The organism is Stenotrophomonas maltophilia (assembly GCF_003970865.1).
Taxonomy (GTDB): domain Bacteria; phylum Pseudomonadota; class Gammaproteobacteria; order Xanthomonadales; family Xanthomonadaceae; genus Stenotrophomonas; species Stenotrophomonas maltophilia_AR.
On record NZ_RXLZ01000018.1, the window covers coordinates 46,440 to 71,171 of the forward strand.

Annotated in this window: 22 protein-coding genes; 17 read left to right on the forward strand and 5 right to left on the reverse strand. The window is 66.3% G+C overall.

Translation table 11 applies throughout. The features are described from left to right. Nucleotides 1–25: 25 nt before the first annotated feature. Nucleotides 26–268, forward strand: coding sequence for a hypothetical protein (locus EKL94_RS08105; RefSeq protein WP_260473406.1), 243 nt, complete (start codon nt 26–28; stop codon nt 266–268). Between the two features lie 140 nt (nt 269–408). Here EKL94_RS08105 and EKL94_RS08110 read toward each other — a convergent pair whose 3' ends face one another. Further along, nucleotides 409–3,168 carry a bifunctional diguanylate cyclase/phosphodiesterase gene (locus tag EKL94_RS08110; RefSeq protein ID WP_126928699.1) on the reverse strand — a complete coding sequence of 920 codons (2,760 nt, stop codon included), beginning with the start codon at nt 3,166–3,168 and terminating at the stop codon, nt 409–411. Nucleotides 3,169–3,299: 131 nt separating this feature from the next. On the opposite strand from EKL94_RS08110, the gene EKL94_RS08115 reads away from it, so the two are divergent. Beyond that, entirely contained in the window at nt 3,300–5,402 is a 2,103-nt protein-coding gene (locus tag EKL94_RS08115; RefSeq protein WP_126928700.1) for a sensor histidine kinase, read from the forward strand. Nucleotides 5,403–5,406: 4 nt separating this feature from the next. After that, complete coding sequence (locus EKL94_RS08120; RefSeq protein ID WP_032127372.1) at nt 5,407–7,179, forward strand: EAL domain-containing protein; 1,773 nt, start codon at nt 5,407–5,409, stop codon at nt 7,177–7,179. Nucleotides 7,180–7,272: 93 nt separating this feature from the next. Here the strand turns inward: EKL94_RS08120 and EKL94_RS08125 are convergent, their stop codons facing one another. The 4 genes from EKL94_RS08125 to flgA form a co-directional block, all read right to left on the reverse strand. Next, nucleotides 7,273–8,475 (reverse strand): ATP-binding protein, encoded by a 1,203-nt coding sequence (locus tag EKL94_RS08125; protein WP_440087553.1) that lies wholly within the window; start codon nt 8,473–8,475, stop codon nt 7,273–7,275. A gap of 109 nt (nt 8,476–8,584) precedes the next feature. Beyond that, complete coding sequence (locus EKL94_RS08130) at nt 8,585–8,923, reverse strand: flagella protein (protein ID WP_010485882.1); 339 nt, start codon at nt 8,921–8,923, stop codon at nt 8,585–8,587. Further along, nucleotides 8,920–9,225 carry a flagellar biosynthesis anti-sigma factor FlgM gene (flgM, locus tag EKL94_RS08135; RefSeq protein WP_126928702.1) on the reverse strand — a complete coding sequence of 102 codons (306 nt, stop codon included), beginning with the start codon at nt 9,223–9,225 and terminating at the stop codon, nt 8,920–8,922. The genes EKL94_RS08130 and flgM overlap by 4 nt, the downstream gene beginning before the upstream one ends. A 75-nt stretch (nt 9,226–9,300) precedes the next feature. Next, nucleotides 9,301–9,957 (reverse strand): flagellar basal body P-ring formation chaperone FlgA, encoded by a 657-nt coding sequence (gene flgA / locus EKL94_RS08140; protein ID WP_126928703.1) that lies wholly within the window; start codon nt 9,955–9,957, stop codon nt 9,301–9,303. A gap of 160 nt (nt 9,958–10,117) precedes the next feature. On the opposite strand from flgA, the gene EKL94_RS08145 reads away from it, so the two are divergent. The 14 genes from EKL94_RS08145 to EKL94_RS08210 all read left to right on the forward strand — a co-directional run. Then, the gene (locus EKL94_RS08145; RefSeq protein WP_049436370.1) at nt 10,118–11,062 is read left to right on the forward strand and encodes a chemotaxis protein; all 945 of its coding nucleotides are present in this window, start codon (nt 10,118–10,120) and stop codon (nt 11,060–11,062) included. A 138-nt stretch (nt 11,063–11,200) separates the two neighbouring features. Beyond that, nucleotides 11,201–11,596 carry a flagellar basal body rod protein FlgB gene (flgB, locus tag EKL94_RS08150; protein ID WP_010485889.1) on the forward strand — a complete coding sequence of 132 codons (396 nt, stop codon included), beginning with the start codon at nt 11,201–11,203 and terminating at the stop codon, nt 11,594–11,596. Nucleotides 11,597–11,599: 3 nt separating this feature from the next. Further along, the gene (gene flgC / locus EKL94_RS08155; RefSeq protein ID WP_010485892.1) at nt 11,600–12,007 is read left to right on the forward strand and encodes a flagellar basal body rod protein FlgC; all 408 of its coding nucleotides are present in this window, start codon (nt 11,600–11,602) and stop codon (nt 12,005–12,007) included. 23 nt (nt 12,008–12,030) lie between these two features. Continuing rightward, a complete protein-coding gene (locus tag EKL94_RS08160) occupies nt 12,031–12,714 on the forward strand; it encodes a flagellar hook assembly protein FlgD (RefSeq protein WP_126928704.1) in 684 nt (227 codons plus the stop codon). A gap of 32 nt (nt 12,715–12,746) precedes the next feature. Next, on the forward strand, nt 12,747–13,970 hold the full coding sequence (flgE, locus tag EKL94_RS08165; RefSeq protein ID WP_126928705.1) for a flagellar hook protein FlgE: 1,224 nt from the start codon (nt 12,747–12,749) through the stop codon (nt 13,968–13,970). Nucleotides 13,971–14,002: 32 nt separating this feature from the next. Further along, nucleotides 14,003–14,752, forward strand: coding sequence for a flagellar basal body rod protein FlgF (locus EKL94_RS08170; protein ID WP_032127377.1), 750 nt, complete (start codon nt 14,003–14,005; stop codon nt 14,750–14,752). A gap of 102 nt (nt 14,753–14,854) precedes the next feature. Further along, nucleotides 14,855–15,640: a flagellar basal-body rod protein FlgG gene (flgG, locus tag EKL94_RS08175; RefSeq protein ID WP_005409571.1), complete on the forward strand. Its 786-nt coding sequence runs from the start codon at nt 14,855–14,857 to the stop codon at nt 15,638–15,640. Between the two features lie 22 nt (nt 15,641–15,662). After that, on the forward strand, nt 15,663–16,355 hold the full coding sequence (gene flgH / locus EKL94_RS08180) for a flagellar basal body L-ring protein FlgH (RefSeq protein ID WP_010485899.1): 693 nt from the start codon (nt 15,663–15,665) through the stop codon (nt 16,353–16,355). Between the two features lie 155 nt (nt 16,356–16,510). Further along, nucleotides 16,511–17,584, forward strand: a complete 1,074-nt coding sequence (locus EKL94_RS08185; RefSeq protein WP_185830008.1) for a flagellar basal body P-ring protein FlgI — start codon at nt 16,511–16,513, stop codon at nt 17,582–17,584. Between the two features lies 1 nt (nt 17,585). Continuing rightward, on the forward strand, nt 17,586–18,785 hold the full coding sequence (gene flgJ / locus EKL94_RS08190; RefSeq protein WP_126928707.1) for a flagellar assembly peptidoglycan hydrolase FlgJ: 1,200 nt from the start codon (nt 17,586–17,588) through the stop codon (nt 18,783–18,785). Nucleotides 18,786–18,793: 8 nt separating this feature from the next. Next, the gene (flgK, locus tag EKL94_RS08195; RefSeq protein WP_049436366.1) at nt 18,794–20,674 is read left to right on the forward strand and encodes a flagellar hook-associated protein FlgK; all 1,881 of its coding nucleotides are present in this window, start codon (nt 18,794–18,796) and stop codon (nt 20,672–20,674) included. Continuing rightward, nucleotides 20,671–21,873 carry a flagellar hook-associated protein FlgL gene (flgL, locus tag EKL94_RS08200; RefSeq protein ID WP_126928708.1) on the forward strand — a complete coding sequence of 401 codons (1,203 nt, stop codon included), beginning with the start codon at nt 20,671–20,673 and terminating at the stop codon, nt 21,871–21,873. Before flgK ends, flgL begins: the two co-directional genes overlap by 4 nt. Before the next feature lie 412 nt (nt 21,874–22,285). Further along, nucleotides 22,286–23,512, forward strand: a complete 1,227-nt coding sequence (locus EKL94_RS08205; protein WP_024958563.1) for a flagellin — start codon at nt 22,286–22,288, stop codon at nt 23,510–23,512. A 72-nt stretch (nt 23,513–23,584) separates the two neighbouring features. Beyond that, on the forward strand, nt 23,585–24,732 hold a 1,148-nt coding region (locus EKL94_RS08210), incomplete at its 3' end, for a flagellin (protein WP_148105803.1).

A 24,732-nucleotide genomic window follows, 5' to 3' on the forward strand; every position in this document is an offset into this window, starting at 1 on the left:
ATCTACCGGGGTGGCGAAATCATTGATGTGCGGTCGCATCGTACTCAACGCGCGACGGCACGAGGTGCGGGTGATCGGCCTGTGCAGCTGGTTCGTGGCGATATTGTCGCTGCTGCTGCTGTTGCTGCTGGTGGCGATTCGTCCGATGGTGGCGCCCATGCTGCTGGTGCTGCCGCTGTTCCTGGCCAGCTATCTGATCCAGAAGCGGCGCTACGCTGCCATCGTAGAAACGCTGCGCATGCAGTTGAAGGTGGAGTTCTCGAGGTAGATCCACGCCATGCGTGGATGATCGAGAGGCACGGGCATCCGTGCCGACCAACGGTCGGCACCCACCAGAGTCGGCGCCGTCAGTAGATCCATGCCATGCGTGGATGGTCGCGAGCGCAGGCACCCACCAGCGTCGGGCTGTCAGCGCACCAGCACTGCTTCGCCGCTGGCGTCGGTGCGCATCGGCGTCGGGTGCTGCTGCCGCAGCCACTGTGCGAGATCACGCGGGCTGAGCGGGCGCGAGTACAGGTAGCCCTGGATTTCGTCGCAGCCCTGGCGGCGCAGCATATCTTCTTCCTGGTGCGTTTCCACGCCCTCGGCCACCACCTTCATGCCCAGCGCGTGGCCCAGGTGCACGATGGCCTGGGTCACTTCGGCCGTGCCCGAATCATGCAGCATGCCCTGCACGAAACTGCGGTCGATCTTCAGGCGGCCCACCGGGAAGCGGTTGAGATAATTGAGGTTGGAGAAGCCGGTACCGAAGTCATCCACCGCGAGCGGTACGCCGTGCCGTTCCAGCACGTCGAAACAATGGCGCAGGATGTCGGTGTCACGGATCAGCGCAGACTCGGTCAGCTCCAGCTCCAACCGCTGCGGCGGCCAGCCGTGGGCATGGCAGATCTCGATCACGCGTTCGGCGAACCCGCGGTCGCGCAGCTGCACTGCCGACACATTGACCGCGATGCGGTCGAAACGCAGTCCAGCACGGTCCCAGGCAATAGCCTGGCGGCAGGCTTCGTTCAGCACCCAGTCGCCGATGCGCACGATCTCGCCGCACTTTTCGGCAATCGGAATGAACTCGGCCGGGCTGCAGTAGCCAATCCCGGGCCGGTGCCAGCGCAGCAATGCCTCGATCGCCGGTGGCTCGCCATGATGCGCGTCCAGCAACGGCTGATAGGCCAGACTGAATTCTTCGCGTTCGATCGCCCCGTGCAGGGCATGTTCAAGCTCCAGCTTGCGCTGGATACGGGCCAGCGCGTCCTGGCTGTAGTACTGGTAGGTGTTGCGCCCCGCTTCCTTGGCCGCATACATCGCGGCATCGGCCGCGCGCAGCAGCGAATCAAAATCGGTCTGAGCCTCACCGAGCATGGCGATGCCGACGCTGGCACCGACCTTCAGCGTGGTCTCACCCCGGCGCAGCGGCTCGGCCAGCGAGGCGATCAGCTTGCGCGCGACGTGGCCGGCGTCTTCCGGCTCGGCCAGGTCGCGCAGCACCACGATGAACTCGTCGCCACTGAAGCGGCCAAACAGATCGTTGTTGCGCAGGTTCTGGTGCAACCGCGTGGCCGCGGCCTTCAGCAGCGCATCACCGGTGGCATGGCCGAAGCTGTCATTGATGGTCTTGAAGCCGTCCAGATCGATGAACAGCATCGCCAGCGATGTGCCGCGATCGCGCGCCTCCTCGATGGCCTCTGCCGTCTGTTCGCCGAGCAGCACGCGGTTGGGCAGACCGGTGAGCAGATCGTAGTGGGCCAGCAGCTCGATGCGCTCGTTGGCCTCGCGCTCGCGGGTGATGTCACGGAACAGCACCACGAAGCGCGGCGGCAGGCCGTCACGTCGATCCAGCTCGATCAGCACCTGCACCCACACGCGCAGGCCTGACTGGCGGTAGAAGCACAGGTCCAGCTGTTCGGGCAGCCCGCCGCCGGCAATCCGGACCAGCGCGGCGTCGAAGGCATTCCGCGAATCCTCGGTGTACAGCGCCAGCGCCTGGTCGAGGGTGATCGGCTCCTTGCGCAGGCCGTGGATGCGGTAGCACTCCTCGGTCCACTGCATGTGCCGGGTCTGCACCTCGATCTCGCAGCCGCCGATGCGGCCCAGCGCGGAAACACGGTTGAGCAGTTCGGTGCGCCAGCGGATCAGCGCATCGGTCTGGTGCTGCTCGGTGATGTTCTGCACCTGGCCGAGCAGGCGCTTGGGCTGGCCATCCATGTCCAGCAGCGGCTGCATCCATAGCCGCAGATGCTGCGACGGTTCGTTGCCCCGGGTCAGCTCCAGTTCGATGTTGGCGGCCCGGCCATCGCGCCAAAGGCGCCGCCACGCTGCACGCAACGCACCACGCGAGCGCGGATGCAGCTGCTTCAGCCAGCGTCGCTGGCCGGGTGCACTGCCCTGCTCCAGCGCCAGCATCGAGCGCAGCTCCGGCGACCACCAGAAATGACCGCTATTGGGGTCGAACGACCAGCTGCCCATGCTGGCGATGCGCTGGGCCTCGCTCAGGTGCAGCTGCTGTTCCTGAAGCAGCCCTTCCAGCTGCTTCTGCTGTTCGATATCGGTATGCGTGCCGACCATGCGCAGCGGCTGGCCATCGGCGGTGCGCGCGACCACGCGCCCGCGATCCAGTACCCAACGCCACTGGCCATCGGCCTGGCGGAAACGGAACTGTGCGCTGTACTGCTCGCTCAAGCCACGCAGATGTTCGTCCAGTGCGACCCGCACCTGGGCGATGTCCTCGCTGTGCACGCGGGCCAGAATTTCTGTGGCGGTTTCATCGCCCAGTGCCGGGGTGCGCACCACACGGTCGCTGGGAATGTCCCAGTCCCAGAGGCTGTGGCCGGCACTGTCCAGCGCCAGCTCCCAGCGCCCACCGCCGCCGAGCGGCACCGGCTCGGGAATGCTCAGCGTGAAGGCCAGCAGATTGCCGGCGCCATCGTGCACGGCACGCAGGTGTCCGTCGTAGTGCCCGTGCGGGCCACCCGGCAGCGTGCAGGCTACGATGCCGCCATCGGCGGCCATAAGGCGCAGATCCTCCAGCATCGGCGCATACGCAGCCACGGTGGCCGGCAGGCCATGCTCGCGCGCAGCCGGATTGGCCGCCAGCGGGCGGCCCGTGCGGTCGACGATGACCAGCGCCGACGCAAGCGGGTGCTGCAGCAGGCTGGCGATGATCCCTTGGTCCACGCGATCTTGCTCCGGATGACACGCCCGTCAGCGGGGCACGCAGTGGTTAACGGCGCCTGCGGCGGATAATTGAGTGGTCTGGGCGCACCTGCGCGGTAAGATGGCCGGCGCCCCTTTCTTCCGCCCTGTCCATGCCCGCAGAACCGACCGGCAACGCCCCAGTTCCCGACCCGCGGATGGCGCAGGCGCTGAGCCGCGACCGGCGCCGGGTGGTGCTGAGCTACCTGGCGATGGCGCTGGCCTGGATGATCTCCACCGACAGCGCGGTGCAGGCACTGGTGCCCGACCCGCAGCAGGCGGCCCTGTGGCAGGGCCTGAAGGGCTCGTTCTTCGCCCTCGCCAGTGCCGGCCTGCTGTATCTGCTGCTGCGCCCGCTGGCCGAGCACGTGCTGCACACCCATGCGCGCCAGCAGGCCTCGGAGCTGCGCCTGCGGCAGATGTTCGAAGGCAACCCCGGCCCGATCCTGGTCTATGACCTCGATACGCTGGCGATCCTCGATGCCAATCCGGCGGCCTGTACGGCCTTCGGCTGGGACCGTGACGAACTGCTGGAGAAGACCATCGACTTGCTGTGGCCGCCAGGCCAGGACCTGGCGCTGCAGACCAAGCTGGAGGCGATCCGCGAGGCACCGGAGGAACTGTGCATCCTGCGTACCCAGCTGCAGCTGCGTGATGGCTCACTGCGGCAGATGGAGCTGCGCTCCAACGCCATCAGCTATGACGGCCACAACGCCCGCTTGTTGATTGCCATCGACCGCACCGCCGAAGACCTGGCCCAGCTGCGCCGCGACCAGGCGCTGGCCCGGGTGGAAGAAGCTCACGAGCTGGCCCGCATCGGCGCCTGGGAGCTGGACCCGTCCACCGGGCTCGGCCGCTACTCGAACCAGGTCTATCGACTGCTCGGTCGCCGCCCGCCCGAGGCCCGGCGTTGGCATCGCTTCGACGAACTGCTGGTGCCGGCCGACCCGGCCACCGCCACCCAGACCGAACAGCTGCTGGCCGAGCTCTGCTCCGGTGATCCCGTGCACGTGGACGTGCTGCTGCCGCTGTTGTCGATGGATGGCCGCGCCTTGATGGTGCATCTGCGTGCTGCCAGCGGCATCGACGAGGCCGGCCGCAACCGCGTGCTGGGTACCCTGCAGGACGTGACCGAGCGCGAGCAGTCGCGGCGCCTGCTGCGCGAGCGCGAGGAGCAGTTCCGCGAGCTGGTACGGGTACTGCCCGATGGCGTGGTGATCCTCTCCGACGAACACGTGCTGTACGCCAACGCCTGGGCCGCCAGCCTGTTCGGTTATGGCAGCCACACCCTGCTGGGCGAGCCGCTGTCGGCCCTGGTGGACAGCGCCGATCTGGCCCGCGTGCGCAGCCAGCTGCGTGCAGGCCAGCCCCATCTGGGGCCGGGTCACAGCAGCGTGGTGGCAATGCAGCGCGCTGACGGCCGCAGCTTCCATGCTGGCCTGGCGGTGGGCGAAGTGCGTTATGGCGGACGCGACTGCAAGCTGCTGATCGTGCGCGACCTGAGCGATTCCGAGCGCACCCGCAGTGCACTGGAAACCAGCAACCGTGAACTACAGGCGATGGCCGGCCGCCTGTTCTCGCTGCAGGAGGACGAACGCCGCGCGATCTCGCGCGACCTGCACGACGATATCGGCCAGGCGATCACGGCGATCAAGCTGTCCGCCTATGCCGCGCAGGACGAGGACGATCCGCAGCGCCGCGGCGAGGACCTGGCGCAGATCGTCAGCCTGGCCGATACCACGGTGGCCAAGCTGCGCGACATCTCTACTCTGCTGCGCCCGCCGCAGCTCGACGCGCTGGGCCTGGAAGCAGCCCTGAGCTGGCAGGCACGGGTGCTGTTCCGCTCGTCACCGGTGGAACTGCTGGCCGAGATCGAGCCCCTGCCGCACCGTCCCGACAACAGCATCGAACAGGCCTGCTTCCGTATCGCCCAGGAAAGCCTGACCAACGTGCTGCGCCATGCCCGCGCCAGCCAGGTGCAATTGCAGCTGCGCGATGTCGGCCAGCGCGGCCTGCACCTGCAGATCCGCGACGACGGCGAGGGTTTCGACCCTGACGGTCCGCGCGGGCTGGGCCTGATCGTGATGCGTGAGCGTGCGCAGAGCGTTGGTGGCCATGTGCGGATCGAATCCGCGCACGGCGAAGGCACCCTGATCGACGTTCACCTCCCCTACCAGGCGGCCAGCATGGCCGCCGTTGAGTCACCGGACTACTGAGCCTATGTGGAATCCCAACCAGCCCCCGGTCAGCATCGATGATGCGCCAGATCGCCTTGGCGCCGGCAACCCCGAGCTGCAGGCGATGGTCGCCGAGGCGGCCTCGGGCGGCACTGCACTGATGCTGATGCATGTCGACATCGACCACTTCGCCTCGGTCAACGAAAACATGAGCGCCGAGGTGGGTGACCAGGCCCTGGTACTGGTGGCGCAGCGGCTGCAGTCCTACCTGCGTGGTCGCGGCAAGTTGTGGCGCCACGGCAGCGATGAATTCCTGATCGCGGTGCCACGCACGGCCGACGTGCCGCTGCCGGAGGACTTTGCCGAGGAGATCCGGCAGCAGATGGAACTTCCGCTGTCGGTGCTGCCGTACACGTTGTTCATGACCGGCAAGCTGGGCGTGAGCCTGTGCCCGGACCATGCCAGCAGCACCTCGCGCCTGCTCGATCATGCCGAGGATGCGCTGTACCAGGCGGCCCGCGAAGGCGGCAACGCGGTGCGCATCCACGCCGTGGACACGCCGCCGAGCGCGCACAGCGAAAGCATCATCGCCCGCCAGATCGTGGACGCCATTCCCAACGGCGAACTGAAACTGCGCTACCAGCCACTGGTCAGCGCCCGCGACGGCCACGTGGTCGGCATGGAAGCGCTGCTGCGCTGGCAGTCGCCGACGCTGGGCATGCTGGTGCCGGAACGCTTCATGCGCACCGCCGAGCGGCTGGGCATCATCGTGCAGATCGGCACCTGGGTGCTGGAAGGCGCACTGAAGCAGGCCCGCCTGTGGCGCGACCAGGGCTTCGACGACTTCACCATCGCCGTGAACGTTTCCACCCTGCAGCTGCTGCGACCGAACTTCTTCGCTGAAGTCATGGGCCTGATCCAGGCTGCGGGCGTACCGGCGCAGATGCTGACGTTGGAGATCAACGAAAGCGCGCTGACCAACAACGTCAACTTCGTGCACGAGACGCTGGCCAACCTGCGCAACGAAGGCATCAGCCTGAGCCTGGACAATTTCGGCACCGGCGACTCCAGCCTGAGTGCACTGGTGCGCTACCCGGTGGACAAGCTGAAGATCGACCGCAGCTTCATCAAGAGCGCGCCGGCCGGCAACCGTGAGGCGGCCATCGCCCGCGCGATCATCGCCATGGGCCACCAGCTGGGCATGACGGTGATCGCCAACGGCGTGGAATCGCAGGCGCAGCTGGGCTTCCTGCGTCGCAACGATTGCGATGTATTCCAGGGCTACCTGTTCGGCGAACCGATGTCGGCCGATGCCGCCGGCATGACCCTGCGCCGCCGCTACCTGCGCCCGGAAGCCTTTGCCGAGACCCGTCCAGACCGCACGCTGCTGTTGCTGGACGACGAGGAGAACGTGCTGCGCTCGCTGGTGCGCCTGTTCCGCCGCGACGGCTACCGCATCCTGGCGGCCGGCAACGTGCGCGATGCGTTCGATCTGCTGGCGATCAACGACGTGCAGGTGATCCTGTCCGACCAGCGCATGAGCGACATGAGCGGCACCGAGTTCCTGGGCCGGGTGAAGATGCTGTACCCGGACACGATCCGGCTGGTGCTGTCCGGTTACACCGATCTGAACACCGTGACCGACGCGATCAACCGCGGCGCGATCTATCGCTTCCTGACCAAGCCGTGGAACGACGATGAGCTGCGCAAGCACATCCACCAGGCGTTCCGCACCTATGAGGAGCAGCGCCGCAGCAACGCCGGTCCGGCGCCGGTGGAAAGCGGAGATGGCGGTGAGGATCGCCCTTTGCGGTGATGATCCCCTCTGGTAGAGCCGGCCGCTGGCCGGCTGCTCTGGATATCGGCTTCAATGAGGTTGCCGGCCAGCGGCCGGCACTACCAGAAGCGGTCAGCGCGGCTGCTTCACCGGCAGCACCACGCGGAAGCGCGAGCCAACGCCCGGAATGCTGTCCAGGTCGATGCGGCCGTGGTGCTTGTTGATGATGCTGTAGGAGATCGACAGGCCCAGGCCGGTGCCGCTGCCCACCGGCTTGGTGGTGAAGAACGGATCGAAGATGCGCTGGCGCAGTTCCGGCGAGATGCCACCGCCGGTGTCTTCAAACTCAACCCACACGTGATCGCCATCAACGCCGGTGCGCACCGTGATCGTGCCGCGCTCGGCGATGGCATGGCCGGCGTTGAGCAGCAGGTTCATGTAGACCTGGTTCAATTCCGACGGCAGGCATTCGACCAACGGCAACTGGCCGAACTCCCGCACCAGGGTGACCTTGTACTTCAGCTCGTTCCAGATGATGTTGATGGTCGATTCCAGGCCTGCATGCAGGTCGACCAGCTTCCACGACTCGTCGCGGCCGGAATACGAGAAGTCCTTCAGATCACGCACGATGCGCGTCACCCGCTCGATGCCTTCGCGCGACTCGGCCATCAGCTGCGGCAGGTCGCGGCTGATGAAGTCGATGTCCAGGCGGTCACGGATATCGTCGATTTCCGGGATCAGCGCCTTCGGGTCCGGCGCCCGCAATGCGCGCTCGTAGGCTTCGATCACAGTGAACAGGCTGCGCAGGTACTCCTGCAGGCTGCCCAGGTTGGAGTGCACGTAGCCGATCGGATTGTTGATCTCATGCGCGACGCCGGCAGCCAGCTGACCGATCGAGGCCATCTTCTCCGACTGCAGCAGTTTTTCCTGGGTACCGTTCAGGCGCAGGTACGCCTGCCGCAACTCCGCATGGCGCTGCTGCAGTTCGCGCTCGTAGTCTTCCTGTCCTTCGATATGGCGGAACAATGCCAGAAAGTGCCCCTGGCCCACCGGGCCGTGGTGATACAGATGGGCGATGACCACGCCCTCGCCCAGCGGCAGGCTGCCGTTCCAGTGACCATGCTGGCGCGCCTGCTCCAGCGCATCGGGCGGCAGCAGTTCACGCAGGCGCTGCGGCGGTGGCAGATCGCCGCCCCCACCACTGGCCAGCAGGTTCTGCGCAGCCGGGTTGGCCAGGGCGACCTGCCCGTCGTCGGTGAACAGCAGCAGCCCTTCGCGCAGGCGCTCAAGCAGGGCCTGCAGCACCGGCTGTGGCGGAAGGGGGGCGGTAACCAGGGCGTTGGCTGCGGACACGGCGACTCGAGGCGTTCGAACAGGCGCCCAATATACGCGGTCGTGCAGCGGGCTTCAGCCCGCTTGATGGGGTTGTGCGACCGCCGTCGCGTCAGGCGACGGCGAGTGGGCGGCGCGCAGTGACGGTGTGCGCCTGGCCCTTGGCATCGTAGGCCGAGGCATCTTCGGTGCGGCCGAGCTGGCGCAGTGCCCAGTTGACCTCGCGGCGGCGGCGCGACAGCAGTACGCCGTTGGCGCGGTTGCGCTCGGCCAGTTCCTGCAGCTGCTCGCCCTCGCCCACCGGCGGCGCGCCTTCCAGCGCACGCAGCGCCTCAAGCTTGGCGCCGGTGGCCCGGATCAGGGCGTGCACGTCGTGCTCGACCAAGGCCTGGCGTTCAACGTCCAGGGCCTGGGCAAGACGCTGCAGCGGCTCGCTCATCGCCGCAGTCATCCGTGCAGCTGCTGGTCCAGCTCGAGCATGCGCGATGCGATCGCGTCCGGATTGATCTTGTAGGTGCCGTTCTGCAGTGACTCGCGCACCGCGGCCACGCGCTGGGCGTCGATCGCCGGGGCGGTGGTCAGCTCACGCTCGATGGCCTGCAGATTGGTGGCCTCGCCGGTCAGGCGCAGGCTGTCGGCCGCTTCGACCGGGCGCGCCGCCGCATCGGTGCTGACGCCGGGCTTGTTGGCCGGGGTCGTCACGCTGCGCAGTGTCTGGGGGACCTGCAGGTTGCCGTCGATTTTCTGGCTCATGGGGTGTCCTGGAGTTGCCGTTCACAAGGGATAACGGCCGCAGGGCCGTGATCTTTAGGGATATTTTGCGGTAAATCAACGCGCCACGATTACGTCACCGGCGGCATCGACCGTGCCCTGCACGATCCGCCGCGAGGACAGGTTCTCTACCGAGACCCGTTCGTTTTCACCGGCATCGCCCATTGCACGGCCTGCAATACGGACCTCGACCGAGCCGCGACGCGATACCAGGGCTACATTGTCTCCTCGCTTGATGAGACGCTGCACCACCAGATCGTTGTTCGACAGCAGGGCTCCGGCCTGCAACGGACGGCGGGCGATGCGGCCGATCGCCGCATTGGGATCGGCCAGCACTGCACCGGCAATCCGGGCGGCGTCACGCTGGGCAGTGGTGATATCGGCGGCGGTGAGGGTTTCTCCAGTGCCGATTCCGCGGTTGAGCACCAGCACGGTCTGGTTGCGCCGCACCTTTACCGGCACGAACAGGCGCCAGCCACCGGCATCGGGGCAGCTGACTTCGACCGTGGTGTTGGCAGTGGGTTGCACCTGCAGTGCTCCCCCGCACTTGGGCAGGCGCAGCGCATCGGCCACCTGGGCCTCGCCCTCGCTGCCGGCCGGCAGCGTCGACAACGCCGCGGTGCGGATGCTGGCCACCGGCTGCCAGTCGGCGGCAACCGCCCACGGCGAGGCCAGGGCCAACGCGATGGCGAAGAGAGATGTGACCCGGCGCATGGCGCCTCCTGTCGAAGGGATCTGGCCCTGGTGCGTGCAAGGGGTGTGCCAGAGGGGCTTGTGTAGAGTCGAGCATGGCGCGACGCCATAAAGGCAGTGTGGAGCGCGCGGGCGGCAGAGCGCCCTCAAGTTCGGCGCCCACCCCGCCGATACAGCAGCCATGTCCCATGACCTGCTCAACCGGATCGACCAGCGGACCCGACTGGCCGGCCACAATCGCCTGGCGCTGCTGCTGTTCCGTCTCGGCGGACGTCAGCTTTTTGGCGTCAATGTCTTCAAGGTGCAGGAAGTCCTGCGGCGCCCGGAACTGTTCCAGGTGCCCGGACTGCCCAGCCAGTTCTCCGGCGTGGCCGACGTGCGTGGCCGCTCGGTGCCGGTGCTGGACCTGGGCCTGGCCATCGGCCACCCCGAGCGTGAGCCCGATGCGGACACCTCGCCCGGCTACCTGGTCGTCACCGAATTCAACCGTTCGATCCAGGGTTTCCTGGTCAGTGGCGTAGAGCGCATCGTCAACATCGCGGTGGAAGACATCCACCCGCCGCCGGAACTGGGCGCCGAGTCGAGCTACCTGACCGCGGTGACCCGCTTCCAGGGTGAGCTGATCCAGGTGATCGACGTGGAGAGCGTACTGGCCGACATCGCCCAAGTCCGCGGCGAAGCGGTGCTGGACCCGGCGATGGCAATGCCGGCCGACGGCCCGCAGCTGCAGGTGCTGGTGGTGGACGACTCGCGCGTAGCCCGCCAGCAGATCCGCAGCGTGCTGGACCAGCTGGGGGTGGGCGCCACCCTGCTTTCCGATGGCAAGCAGGCACTGGACCACCTGCTGCAGATCCACGCCTCGGGCGAGAACCCGGCCGAGCGCTACGCCATGGTCATCTCGGACATCGAAATGCCGGCCATGGACGGCTATACGCTGACGACGGAAATCCGGCGCCATCCGGGCCTGGCCGGCCTCTACGTGCTGCTGCATACCTCGCTGTCGGGCGTATTCAACAATGCGATGGTCGAGCGCGTCGGCGCCAACGCCTTCGTCGCCAAGTACTCGCCGCACGAACTGGCTGACTTCGTGCTGGACCGCCTGCGCAAGGTCGCGATGGCGGCCTGACGGCCACTGATCCGGTAGTGCCGGCCGCTGGCCGGCAACCGCAGATCTATCGGGGCGCCGGCCCGCGGCCGGCACTACCCTCTCGAATTTGGCACACCCCTTGCAGCTTCCCGGGCAACGTTCCCGTGGGAGTGCACCGTGCGCAACCTGATTACCGACTACCTGGGCGTCCACGCCCAGGCCATGCCGTTGCGCGAACAGCGGATGAAGCTGATCGCCAGCAATCTCGGCAATGCCGACACTCCCGGCTACAAGGCCCAGGACCTGGACTTCGATGCCGCCCTGCGCCATGCCCAGGGGCAGGATGCCAACGGCCTGATGACCACCACCAACGAGCAGCACTACGAGATCAGTAGTGGCCTGAACCCGTTCCAGATCGCGCGCGACGGCGTGCAGCCCAGCCTGGACGGCAACACCGTCGATCCCGATGCCGAGCGTGCCGCCTATGGCCGCGCCGCACTCGAATACCGCGCCTCGCTCAGCTTCGTCGAGAGCAAGGTGCGTTCCATGCTGACCGCGATCACGGGGCAATAAGCCATGAGCAACCTGCCGATCTTCGATATCGCCGGCTCCGCGCTGCAGGCGCAGTCGGTGCGCATGAGCACAATCGCCTCCAATCTCTCCAACGCCGACACCGTCGCCGGTTCCGCCGACGCCGTGTACAAGCCGCTGGAGCCGATCTTCCAGGCCGTGACCAGCAAGAACGATCCGAACATCACCTCGGTGAAGGTCAAGGAGATCACCCAGAGCGAGGCCGCGCCGATCAAGCGATATGAGCCGGGCCACCCGCTGGCCGATGGCGATGGCTACATCTACCAGCCCGACGTCGATCCGGTGGCGCAGATGGTCAATCTCATCTCGACCTCGCGTAACTACCAGGCCGGCGTGGAGATGCTGACCACCGCCAAGGAACTGGCCCTGGCCACCCTGACCATGGGCCGCTGAGGCCCGCAGTACCGGATACCGCCATGACCACCGCCGTCAACAACCAGACCAACCAGGACGTCTACGCCGCACTCGGCCTGAACGCCCCGAACAGCAACGCTACGAAGAAGAAGAACACGCTGGACCAGGCCGACTTCCTGCGCCTGATGACCGAGCAGCTGCAGCACCAGGATCCGCTGAAGCCGATGGACAACACGCAGATGGTCGCGCAGATGGCGCAGATGTCCACCGTGCAGGGCATCACCGATCTGAACAAGACGGTGAAGGGCTTCCAGGAATCGATGGCCAGCGACCAGGTGCTGCGCGGTGCCGCATTGGTCGGCCACCAGGTGCTGGTGCCGTCGGAAAAGCTGGTGCTGGAGAAGGAAGGCAGCGTCGAAGGCACGGTGGCCGCACCCTCGGCCGGCATCGTAACCGTCGACATCACCGATGCCAACGGCACCAAGGTCACATCGCTGAGCGTAGAAGCCAAGGCCGCTGGCGAGACCGCGTTTCAGTGGGACGGCAAGGACGCCAACGGCAAGCGCATGGAACCGGGCAAGTACTCCATCGTCGCCAACCACGTCGACACCACAGGCAAGAGCACCAAGTTGTCCACCTTCGTGCAGGCCCCGGTGGAGAGCGTGACCGTCGGCTCTGACGGCCTGTACCTGAACCTCAAGGGCCTGGGCACGGCCCCGATCGACTACGTGCTCCGCGTCAGCTGAGCCGCACACCCCGTACTTACCAGGAGCATCCCATGGGCTTCAATGTCTCGCTGTCCGGCATCAATGCCGCCAATACCGACCTGAGCGTTACCGCCAACAACGTCGCCAACGTCAATACCGCAGGCTTCAAGCAATCACGCGCCGAATTTGCTGACCTGTTCGCCTCCACCAGCTACGGCCTGTCGAAGAACCAGACCGGCTCGGGCGTGCGTGTTTCCAACGTGGCCCAACAGTTCATCCAGGGCCACAACGAACAGACCGGCCGAAGCCTGGACATGGCCATTTCCGGTGAGGGCTTCTTCACCATGAACATGAACGGCTCGCGCGTGTACTCGCGCGCCGGCAACTTCCAGACCGATTCCGCCGGCTATGTGATCAACCCGCAGGGCGCACGCCTGCAGGTGTTCGCACCGAATGCCGATGGCACCAACTTCGATGCCGGCCGCCTGGTGGACCTGCAGCTGCTGACTACCGACAGCGCGCCGAAGCAGACCAGCGAAGTGAAGGTCGGTTTCACTCTGCCCGCCAACGCCAAGCAGCCGACCGTCACCAATTTCGATCCGACTGACTCCAACAGCTACAACCACTCCAGCGGTGGCATCACCGTGTACGACTCGCTGGGCGTGAGCCACATCCAGGTCTCATATTTCGTGAAGGGCGCCAACCCCAACGAGTGGACCGTGCGCAACTACGTGGACGGCCAGCCGGCCGGCACACCGACCCCGGTCACGTTCGATAACAGCGGCAAGCTGACCAACCCTGCCAACGGCAAGGTCAGCCTTGGTACGTTCACCCCGACCACTGGCGCCGGTCAGCTCAACATGACGCTGGATATCAGCGGCTCGACCCAGTACGGAGAGAAGTTCGCGCTGCGCAACACCCAGCAGGACGGCTACGCCGCCGGCAAGCTCAACGAGATCACCGTGTCGGAAACCGGCGTGGTCTATGCCCGCTATTCCAACGGCGACGACAAGCCCCTCGGCCAGGTCGCACTGACCACGTTCAACAACACGCAGGGTCTGGAGCAGAAGGGCAACAACCTGTGGGTGGAGACGTTCGAGTCGGGCACGCCGCGCACCGGCATGCCGGATACCTCCAACCTCGGCAAGATCCAGGCCGGGTCGCTGGAAGCGTCCACCGTCGACCTCACCGAGCAGCTGGTCAACATGATCACCGCGCAGCGCAACTTCCAGGCCAACGCGCAGATGATCACCACCCAGGACCAGATTACCCAGACCGTCATCAACATCCGTTGATGACCTGCTGACCCCGTCACGGAACTCCCCGCATGGATAAAGCCCTTTACGTGGCGATGACCGGTGCCCGCGCCTCCCTGCAGGCGCAGGGTACGCTCAGCCACAACCTCGCCAACTCGGACACCCCTGGCTTCAAGGAAGCGCTGGCCAACACCGAAGCCTTCCCGATCCGTGGCCCGGGCTTTGCCTCGCGGGTGGATGCGCTGCATGTCGATGCCGGATTCAATCGCACGCCCGGCTCGCAGCACATCACCGGCAAGCCGCTGGACCTGTCCCTGCAGACCGGCACCTGGCTGGCCGTGCAGTCCAGTGACGGCAGCGAGGCGTACACGCGCGGCGCGGCGTTGTCGGTGACGCCGAACGGCCAGCTGGTGACCTCCAGCGGCCGTCCGGTACTGGATGACAACAACAACCCGATCGCCATCCCGCCCTACCAGGCGATGGAGATCGGTGCCGACGGCACGCTCTCGATCATCCCGCAGGGCGAAGGTCCGCAGACCATGGCGCAGATCGGTCGCATCAAAGTGGTGCAGGCACCGGATGAACGCCTGGAGCGTGGCCTGGATGGCCTGTTCCGCAACACCGACCCACTGCAGCCGTTCGCGCCGGCACAGGGCACGGCCGTGCACAGCGGCCAGCTGGAAGGCAGCAACGTGGACGCCGCTGGCGCGCTGGTGCAGATGATCCAGCTGCAGCGCCAGTACGAAATGCAGGTGCAGGTGATCAAGCACGGCGACGAGAACGCGCGCAGCGCCAACAGCATGCTGCGCCTGGGCAGCTGACGGAATTCCGGCGCCGGCTGATGCCGGCGCTGGCACACCGCTTGCACACCCGCATACAAGGGCCGCACCACGCGGCCGGCTTCACCAGACAGGACATCGAAGATGAACCAGGCATTGTGGATCGCGAAAACCGGACTGGATGCGCAGCAGATGCGCATGTCGGTGGTTTCCAACAACCTCGCCAACACCAACACCACCGGCTTCAAGCAGGACCGTGCCAGTTTTGAAGACCTGCTGTACCAGCAGGTGCGCCAGCCCGGCGGTTCCTCGTCGGCGCAGACGCAGCTGCCCACCGGCCTGCAGCTGGGTACCGGCGTGCGCGTGGTCGCCACTGCCAAGAACTTTGAACAGGGTGGCCAGCAGCAGACCGGCCGCGCCCTGGACGTGATGGTCAATGGCCGCGGCTTCTTCGAGGTTCAGATGCCTGATGGCAGCTCGGCCTACACCCGTGATGGCTCGTTCAAGATCAACCAGGACAGCGAGCTGGTCACCAACAGCGGCTACCCCGTGCAGCCGGGCATCCAGATTCCCGAAGGCGCGCAGTCGGTGACCATCGGTACCGACGGCACCATCAGCGTGAAGATGGCCGACGGCGCGGCGTCGGTGGAAGTGGGTGCGTTGACCCTGACCGACTTCGTCAATCCGGCCGGCCTGCAGGCGCGCGGCGAGAACCTGTTCCTGGAGACCACGGCCTCCGGCCCGGCACAGAACGGCAACCCCGGCCTCAACGGCCTCGGCACCGTGGTGCAGGGCGCGCTGGAAGGCAGCAACGTCAACGTGGTGGAAGAGCTGGTGTCGATGATCGAAACCCAGCGCGCCTACGAGATGAACGCCAAGGCGATTTCCACCACCGATTCGATGCTCGGCTATCTCAACAACAAGCTCTGACCGGCCAAACCGGGAAACTGCCATGTCGCCCATTTCCAACTTCGCCCGCACTGCCCTCGCCTGCGCCGTGGCCGCCCTGCTCGGTGGCTGCGTGATCGCGGGCGACGTGCGTCCCTACCCGACGATGGCACCGATCCAGCCGATCATGCCGCCGCAGGCCCAGCCGACCGCCGGCGCCATCTATGCCGCCGGCCCGACCCTGCAGCTGTATTCGGACCGCCGCGCACGCGATGTTGGCGACCTGCTGACCATCACCCTGCTGGAAAACACCACCGCGCAGACCAGTGCCAACACTGCCACCAACAAGGAATCGAACCTGAGCCTGGGCACGCCGTCCATTCTCGGCGCTCCGGTCACCCTGGGCGGCAAGGACATTCTGAGTGCCACGGCCAAGGGCGCGCGCGACTTCACCGGCAAGGGCAACAGCGCGCAGAGCAACCGCCTGCAGGGCAGCGTCACGGTCACCGTGGTGCAGCGCCTGCCCAACGGCAACCTGGTGGTGCAAGGGCAGAAGAACCTGCGGCTGAACCAGGGCGATGAACTGGTGCAAGTGCAGGGCATCGTCCGCCCGGGCGACATCAGCCAGGACAACACCATTCCGTCCAGCCGCGTGGCCGAGGCCCGCATCGTCTACGGCGGCCGCGGCCCGGTCGCGCAGTCCAATGCGATGGGCTGGCTGAGCCGCTTCTTCAACTCCGGCCTGACGCCGTTCTGAGTATGGCCATGAAACTCTTCTCCTCTTCTTCCTGGCAGCGACGCAATAAATCATGCCCCGAGTCGGCGCGGCCGTTCATGGGCGCGTGGCGACGCGCTCTTGCAACCGGCGCACGTCGGTCATGGGGCGCGGCGTCGCTCTACTGCGGCGTGTTCATGGTCTTCGCGGTGGTGGCCCCGGCCAGCGCCGAGCGCATCAAGGACCTGGCCCAGGTCGGCGGCGTGCGCGGCAATGCGCTGGTGGGTTACGGCCTGGTGGTCGGCCTGGATGGCAGCGGCGACCGCACCAGCCAGGCACCCTTCACCGTGCAGAGCCTGAAGAACCTGCTCGGCGAGCTGGGCGTCAACGTACCGCCGAACGTCAACCCGCAGCTGAAGAACGTGGCCGCCGTGGCGATCCACGCCGAACTGCCACCGTTCGCCAAGCCGGGCCAGCCGATCGACATCACCGTGTCCTCGATCGGCAACGCGGTGTCGCTGCGCGGCGGCTCGCTGCTGATGGCACCGCTGCGCGGCGCCGACGGACAGATCTACGCCATCGCGCAGGGCAACCTGATCGTCGGCGGCTTCGGTGCGCAGGGCAAGGACGGTTCCCGTGTCTCGGTGAACGTGCCCAGCGTCGGCCGCATTCCCAACGGTGCCACCGTTGAACGCGCCCTGCCCGACCCGCTGGCCAACGGCGGCGACATCACCCTGAACCTGCACAACAACGACTTCACCACGGTCTCGCGCATGGTTGCCGCGCTCAACAACGCCTTCGGCGAAGGTGCGGCGCGTGCGGTCGATGGCGTGACCGTGGCGGTCACCGCGCCGACCGACCCAGGCGCGCGCATCGGCCTGCTGGCACGCATCGAGAACCTGGAACTGACCCCCGGCAGCGCCCCGGCCAAGGTGGTGGTCAATTCGCGTACCGGCACCGTGGTCATCGGCCAGCAGGTGCGCGTGGGACCGGCTGCGATCTCGCATGGTTCGCTGACCGTGACCATCCAGGAAAACACCAACGTCAGCCAACCCAATGCGCTGTCCGGCGGCCGCACCGTGGCCAGCCCGCAGTCGACCATCACCGCCACCAACGACGGCAGCCGCATGTTCAAGTTCAGCGGCGGCACCACCCTGGACGAGATCGTGCACGCGGTGAACGCAGTAGGCGCGGCACCGGGTGATCTCATCGCGATCCTGGAAGCCCTGAAGCAGGCCGGCGCATTGAGTGCCGAGCTCGAGGTGATCTGATATGCGCATCACTCCCGCATTCGATCTGCACCCGGCGCAACAGAACGATCCGGCCAAGATCGACAAGGTCGCGCGCCAGCTGGAAGGCCAGTTCGCGCAGATGCTGGTCAAGAGCATGCGTGACGCCAGCTTCGGCGACTCGCTGTTCCCCGGCGAAAACAAGATGTTCCGCGAGATGTACGACCAGAAGATTGCCGAGGCGATGACCCGCGGCAAGGGCCTGGGCCTGTCGGGCATCATCAGCCGGCAGCTGTCCGGGCAGGCCGCCGAGGGTCCGGCGCTGGATACCCGCGCGGACCCGGCCAAGGCCAGCCGTGCCTACCAGCTCAATGCACCGGCCAAACCAGCACCGTCGCTGCCACTGGAAGATGGCAGCCAGGCCGTGCGCCTGCTGCAGCAGATGGCCGCCGGTGCACAGCACGGTGCGCAGGCGGCTGTCGCGCCGATGGAGCAGGCCCTGGACCTGATCGCCGGCCGCGAGAGCAGCAGCATGCACCGCTCGCTGGGCACCGAAGATCCGTACATCGGCAGCCTGCAGGGCGAAGACTGGGCCGCAGGCAGCGACCAGTGGGCGGCCACCGCCAGCAACCGCGGCACCGCCATCAGCCCGGCCGATGCGATGGCCACCCGCACCGCCGTCGCCCAGCTGGGCGAACACACCCCGGAAGGCTTCGTCGCCAGTATCTGGCAGCACGCACAGAGTGCGGCCAAGGAGCTGGGCGTGGATGCCCGCGCCCTGGTCGCCCAGGCGGCGCTGGAAACCGGCTGGGGCAAGCGCCACATCAAGCACGCCGACGGCAGTACCTCGCACAACCTGTTCGGCATCAAGGCCAATGGCTGGAACGGCCAGCGCGCCGTGGCCGGCACCCATGAATACGTCGATGGCGTACGCCGCAACGAGACCGCCAGCTTCCGCGCCTACAGTTCGCCGGCCGAGAGCTTCGCCGACTACGTGCGCCTGCTGAAGACCAGCCCGCGTTACCAGCAGGCCCTGCAGGCCGGCACCGACGTGCAGGGCTTCGCCCGCGGCCTGCAGCGCGCCGGCTATGCCACCGATCCGCGCTATGCGGCCAAGATCGCCGCGATCGCCGGCGGACCGACCATCGAGCGCGCCGTCAGCGCCGTCGCCGATGCCGGCTCGCGCCTTGGCCAGACCTTCGCCAGCACCGCAACCGCGGCGCTGGGTATCACTCGTCGTTGAGGAACCCCATGTCCAGCGTACTTTCCACCGGTACCGGTGCCCTGCTCGCCTTCCAGCGTGCGTTGGCGACCACCAGCCACAACGTGGCCAACCTCAATACCCCGGGCTACAGCCGGCAGAAGGTCAACTTCGCCACCGCTGATCCGCAGAACTACGGCTACGGCACGGTCGGCAACGGCACCCGCATCACCGACATCCGCCGCACCGCCGACCAGCTGGCGATCTCACGCCTGCTCGACAGCAGCGGCGAGCTGGCACGCCTGAAGCAGCTTTCCAGCATGGCCGACCGCGTCAACGCGCTGGTCTCCGATCCTGCCACCAACGTCTCCGGCGTCTGGTCGAACTTCTTCGATTCGGTCAGCGGCCTGTCCTCCAATGCCTCCGGCACGGCCGACCGCCAGAACATGCTCGATGGCGGCAAGGCCCTGGCCAACCGCTTCGTGCAGCTCAACACCCATCTGAACAACCTCAACAGCGAGGTCAACAACGGCCTGCTGGCCGGTGCCACCGAGATCAACCGGCTGGCGCAGGAAATCGCGCAGATCAACGGCGCCATCGGCACCAACATCGCCACGGCCGCACCCGACCTGCTCGATCGTCGTGACCAGCTGATCACCCAGCTGATCGGCTACACCGGTGGCACGGCGGTGATCCAGGACGGCGGCATCATGAATGTCTACACCGCCGGCGGCAATGCCCTGGTGGTGGGCACCACGGCGACCAAGGTCACCACCGTGGCCGACCCGTACCAGCCCGAACGCCTGCAGCTGGCCCTGGAAACCCAGGGCAACACGATCCGGCTCGACCCGAAGGCGGTCGGCGGCCAGATCGGCGGCCTGATGGAGTTCCGCGACACCGTACTGACCCCGGCCCAGGCCGAACTGGGCAAGCTGGCCGTGGGCCTGGCCGAGACCTTCAACCAGGCCCACCACCAGGGTGTTGACCTGTACGGCAAGATGGGCGGCGACTTCTTCAACATCGGCAACCCGCGCGTCACCGCCAACAACAGCAATACCGGCACTGCCAGCCTCAGCGCGACCTATGGCGACCTGGGCAAGCTGGACGCGCAGAACGTGGTGCTGCAGTTCGATGGCACCAACTGGAAGGCCAGCCGGGCCGACACCGGCGCCAGCGTGCCGCTGACCGGTTCGGGCACCGCTGCCGACCCGCTGATGATCAACGGCGTCAAGCTGGTGGTCGGCGGCACGCCATCGGCCAATGACCGCTTCCTGCTGCAGCCCACCGCAGGCGTGGCCGGCAGCATGGAGATGGCCATCACCGATCCGTCGCGCATTGCCGCTGCGGCTGCGGTCAAAGGCGCGGCCGCGACGGCCAACACCGGTACCGGCAAGCTGAGCGGCGTGACCGTGACCGATGCGAGCAACGCCAACCTGCGCAACCCGGCGGCCATCGTGTTCACCTCGGCCACCACCTACACCATCGATGGTGGCCCGCCGCAGACCTACACCCCCGGCCAGACCATCAGCGCCAACGGCTGGAGCTTCGTGCTGGACGGTGCGCCGAAGGTCGGCGACACCTTCAACATCACCCCGACGCCGGCCGGCTCCTCGGACAACAGCAATGCCGCCAAGCTGGCCAAGGTCGAGAGCGCCAAGGCGTTCAACGCTGGCACGGTGACGCTGAACGGCGCGCTGGGCGGCCTCACCACCCAGGTCGGTGCCGCGGCCCGTTCTGCCGAGTACTCGCTGGACGCCCAGCTGGTGATCAACGACAAGGCGCAGGAAGCGCGCGATGAAGTGTCCGGCGTCAACCTGGACGAGGAGGCCGCCGACATGCTGCGCCTGCAACAGGCCTACCAGGCGGCCTCGCAGCTGATCTCCACCGCCGACAGCATGTTCCAGACCATCCTGGGAGCCGTCCGCCGATGAGCAGCCGCATCTCCACCAGCATGATGTACAACCAGTCGGTGTCGCTGATGATGGCCAAGCAGGCCAAGCTCAGCCACCTGGAGCAGCAGATCGCCACCGGCAGCAAGATCGTCACCGCAAAGGACGATCCGGTCGGCGCAGGCGCAGCGGTCGGACTGGACCGCAGCCTGGCCGCACTGGACCGCATGAAGCTCAACGCCGGCAACGTGCAGAACCGGCTGGGCGTGCAGGAAAATACCCTGGCCCAGGTCAACGACCTGATGGGGCGGGTCAACGACCTGACCATCCAGGCCAGCAACCCCGCGTTGAGTGCGGCCGACAAGAAGACGCTGATCACCGAGCTGAACCAGATCCGCGACGGCCTGCTGTCGCTGGCCAACGCCGAGGACGGCACTGGCCGCTATGTGTTTGGCGGCACCAACGATGGTGATCCTCCGTTCGCCAAGATCAACGGCAAGGTGGTCTATCGCGGTGACCAGACCCAGCGCCAGATCGAGGTCGGCCCCGATACCTACGTCCGCGATGCCCTGCCCGGCAGCGAGATCTTCATGCGCATCCCCACCGGCGATGGCTTCGTCGATGGCGGCGCCGCCGCCGGCAACACCGGCAACGGCGTGCTGACCAACATCACCCGCGATGGCAGCGACAGCTGGAACGGCCAGAGCTTCAGCGTCCGCTTCTCCGCCGCCAACCAGTACGAAGTGCTGGATGGTGCCGGCAATGTGACCGGCACCGGCACCTACAAGGCCGGTGATGATCTGGAAGTAAACGGCGTACGCCTGCAGATCACCGGTGCGCCTGCCGCAGGCGACAGCTTCAACGTGAAGCCGGCGAGCAGCCGCGACATCTTCGACACCATGGACAAGCTGATCACCGCGCTGGACGCCGACACCGGTACGACCGCCAAGATGAGCGCGCAGCAGAACGAGCTGCAGAGCGCATTGCGCGACGTGGCGCGGGCGTCGGAGCGGATGATCGACTCGCGTGCAGCCGGTGGCGCGCAGCTGAAGGCACTGGACAATGCTGCCGACATGCGTGAGGCCAACAGTGTGACCCTGAAGACCACGCTGTCGCAGATGCGCGACCTGGACTATGCCGACGCGCTGAGCCAGTACCAGCTGCAGAGCACCGCGCTGCAGGCGGCACAGACGATCTTCTCGCAGATGCAGTCGATGTCGTTGTTCAACAAGATCCGCTGACGCCTCTCCTGCGTCACCCCTGAAAGGCCGCGATGCCCTGCATCGCGGCCTTTTTCGTTTCTGCGGTCCGTTGCCGCGGAGCACGCCAGGCCAACAGCCCGCCAGCCCGTCTTCCGTGGATTTTCCGTGATTGCCCATCAAGCCCGGCTGGCCCCCGCCGATACCTCCATCAGCGCTGGCTGGGCTTGCCCAGCCGCCCCCTCCGGGGCCGCCTTCACGCCCCTCCAGGGCTGGAAAACCCCGGAAAAACAGCCTCCGGCAACGAATTACGGCTCCAACGGAATTCACGGCTAAAGGTTGTTGACAAAGCGCCGTTATTCATTTGGCAACAACGAAGCACACAGCCACACAAAAAAACAGGCGGCGCTTCGTTTCATTCACCAACGGGTTCCATATAAGAGGAGACGACCCCATGGCACAGGTAATCAACACCAATACGATGTCGCTCAACGCTCAGCGCAACCTGAGCACCAGCGGCAACTCGCTGGCCACCACCATCCAGCGCCTCTCGTCCGGCCTGCGCATCAACAGCGCGAAGGACGACGCCGCCGGCCTGGCGATCTCGGAGCGCTTCAGCACCCAGATCCGCGGCCTGGACGTGGCCATCCGCAACGCCAACGACGGCATCTCGCTGGCCCAGGTCGCCGAAGGCTCGCTGAGCGAAGTCGGCAACAACCTGCAGCGCATCCGCGAACTGGCCGTGCAGGCCTCCAACGCCACCAACTCCAGCAGCGACCGCAAGGCCCTGCAGGCCGAAGTGACCCAGCTGATCTCGGAAGTGGACCGCGTCGCCAAGCAGAGCGACTTCAACGGCACCAAGCTGCTGGATGGCTCGTTCACCAGCCAGCTGTTCCAGGTCGGCGCCAATGCAGGCCAGGCCATTGCGATCAACAGCGTCGTCGATGCCAAGGCAGATACCCTGGGCGCAGCGACATTCGCCAACGTCTACAACACCCAGGCCATCGCGGCCGACAAGGCCACGGCCGATACGACCTTCTCCGGCCTGCAGATCGACATCACCCCGCCCGGCGCGGCTGCCGCCACCACGATCAAGGTTCCCGACTTCACCGTGAAGGCAGGCGAATCCATCACCGCCGCCACGGCTGCTGCAGTCAACAGCCGCCTGGGTGAAACCGGCGTAATGGCGAAGCTGGACGCCGGCAAGCTCTCGCTGCACTCGGCGGCGGCTGGCCAGACCTTCGCCTTGTCGGTCAGCGCCACCCCGACCACCGGCGCAACTGCAGTGGACGCAAACTTTGCCAACATCGGCCTGCAGCAGGTTGCAGCCGGCACAGGTGGCACGCTGACCGGCGCAACCGCACGCCATGTCGAAGACCTCAATGTGAGCACCGTTGAGGGTGCCCAGCAGGCGCTGTCGATCGTCGATAAGGCTCTTGAGTCGGTCAATAGCGTCCGCGCCGACCTCGGCGCAATCCAGAACCGCTTCACCTCGGTGGTGGCCAACCTGCAGACCTCCTCGGAGAATCTGTCGGCCTCGCGCAGCCGCATCCGCGATACCGACTTCGCCAAGGAAACCGCCGAACTGACCCGCACCCAGATCCTGCAGCAGGCCGGTACGGCCATGCTGGCCCAGGCCAACCAGGTACCGCAGAACGTGCTCAGCCTGTTGCAGCGCTGACATGAGCCGCCCCCGGGGCACGTCGGGGGCGTCTAACCCAACTCACGTGCAACCGCTCAAGGACCTCTCCTCATGGCACAAGTCATCAACACCAACACGATGTCGTTGAATGCTCAGCGTAACCTGAGCACCAGCGGCAGCTCGCTGGCCACCACCATCCAGCGCCTGTCCTCCGGTTCGCGCATCAACAGCGCCAAGGACGACGCCGCCGGCCTGGCGATCTCCGAGCGCTTCGGCACCCAGATCCGCGGTACCGACGTCGCCATCCGCAATGCCAACGACGGCATTTCGCTGGCCCAGGTCGCCGAAGGTTCGCTGACCGAGATCGGCAACAACCTGCAGCGTATCCGCGAGCTGTCGGTGCAGTCGGCTAACGCCACCAACTCCGCCAGTGACCGCAAGGCCCTGCAGGCCGAAGTGACCCAGTTGGTCAGCGAAATCGACCGCGTTGCCAAGCAGTCCGAGTTCAATGGCACCAAGCTGCTGGACGGCTCGTTCTCCAGCCAGCTGTTCCAGGTTGGCGCCAACGCAGGCCAGGCCATCGCCATCGACAAGGTCGTCGATGCAACGACTGCGAACCTCGGCCCGGCCACGTTCCAGAGTGCCAAGCTCGCGAATGCGGCAGCCAACACCACTGCGCGCACCCAGATCGGCGGCACCATCAGCGTCGTCGGAGCAGATGACAAGGTGCATGCCATCAAGATCGACAATGTCGAGTTCGCCGCCAATACATCGGCGGCAGATAAGAACAAGGCATTGGCGTCGGCGATCAACGCCAAGCTCGGCGAAACCGGCATCATGGCCGAGCTCAATACCGATGCCAGTGAGCTGACGCTGCATCAGGTGAAGAATGGTGGCGCGCTTATCGCCTCGGCCGCTACTCCGGATACAACCGTCGCCGGCACCGTCGCTCTGTCAGTCAAGGCATGGGACGACACTGCAAGCGACTGGGGCACGGCCGCGGCGACCAATACGATCGGCACGGTAACCACCGAAAGCAAGAACATTGCCGATCTTGATATTAGCACCGTCGCCGGTGCTCAGAAGGCAATGTCGATGGTCGACGAAGCACTGGGCGCAATCAACAGCACCCGCGCTGACCTCGGTGCGATCCAGAACCGCTTCACCTCGGTTGTTGCCAACCTGCAGACCTCGACGGAAAACCTGTCGGCCTCGCGCAGCCGCATCAAGGATACCGATTTCGCCAAGGAAACCGCCGA

Excerpts from the sequence above, each read along its gene's own strand:
- flgL (WP_126928708.1), top strand. The coding sequence starts at position 20,671 with ATGAGCAGCCGCATCTCCACCAGCATGATGTACAACCAGTCGGTGTCG.
- flgE (WP_126928705.1), top strand. The coding sequence starts at position 12,747 with ATGGGCTTCAATGTCTCGCTGTCCGGCATCAATGCCGCCAATACCGAC.
- EKL94_RS08145 (WP_049436370.1), top strand. The coding sequence starts at position 10,118 with ATGTCCCATGACCTGCTCAACCGGATCGACCAGCGGACCCGACTGGCC.
- EKL94_RS08205 (WP_024958563.1), top strand. The coding sequence starts at position 22,286 with ATGGCACAGGTAATCAACACCAATACGATGTCGCTCAACGCTCAGCGC.
- flgG (WP_005409571.1), top strand. The coding sequence starts at position 14,855 with ATGAACCAGGCATTGTGGATCGCGAAAACCGGACTGGATGCGCAGCAG.
- flgC (WP_010485892.1), top strand. The coding sequence starts at position 11,600 with ATGAGCAACCTGCCGATCTTCGATATCGCCGGCTCCGCGCTGCAGGCG.
- EKL94_RS08120 (WP_032127372.1), top strand. The coding sequence starts at position 5,407 with ATGTGGAATCCCAACCAGCCCCCGGTCAGCATCGATGATGCGCCAGAT.
- EKL94_RS08130 (WP_010485882.1), bottom strand. The coding sequence starts at position 8,923 with ATGACTGCGGCGATGAGCGAGCCGCTGCAGCGTCTTGCCCAGGCCCTG.
- EKL94_RS08185 (WP_185830008.1), top strand. The coding sequence starts at position 16,511 with ATGGTCTTCGCGGTGGTGGCCCCGGCCAGCGCCGAGCGCATCAAGGAC.
- flgH (WP_010485899.1), top strand. The coding sequence starts at position 15,663 with ATGTCGCCCATTTCCAACTTCGCCCGCACTGCCCTCGCCTGCGCCGTG.
- EKL94_RS08160 (WP_126928704.1), top strand. The coding sequence starts at position 12,031 with ATGACCACCGCCGTCAACAACCAGACCAACCAGGACGTCTACGCCGCA.
- flgJ (WP_126928707.1), top strand. The coding sequence starts at position 17,586 with ATGCGCATCACTCCCGCATTCGATCTGCACCCGGCGCAACAGAACGAT.
- flgA (WP_126928703.1), bottom strand. The coding sequence starts at position 9,957 with ATGCGCCGGGTCACATCTCTCTTCGCCATCGCGTTGGCCCTGGCCTCG.
- flgM (WP_126928702.1), bottom strand. The coding sequence starts at position 9,225 with ATGAGCCAGAAAATCGACGGCAACCTGCAGGTCCCCCAGACACTGCGC.
- EKL94_RS08105 (WP_260473406.1), top strand. The coding sequence starts at position 26 with ATGTGCGGTCGCATCGTACTCAACGCGCGACGGCACGAGGTGCGGGTG.
- EKL94_RS08170 (WP_032127377.1), top strand. The coding sequence starts at position 14,003 with ATGGATAAAGCCCTTTACGTGGCGATGACCGGTGCCCGCGCCTCCCTG.
- flgK (WP_049436366.1), top strand. The coding sequence starts at position 18,794 with ATGTCCAGCGTACTTTCCACCGGTACCGGTGCCCTGCTCGCCTTCCAG.
- EKL94_RS08115 (WP_126928700.1), top strand. The coding sequence starts at position 3,300 with ATGCCCGCAGAACCGACCGGCAACGCCCCAGTTCCCGACCCGCGGATG.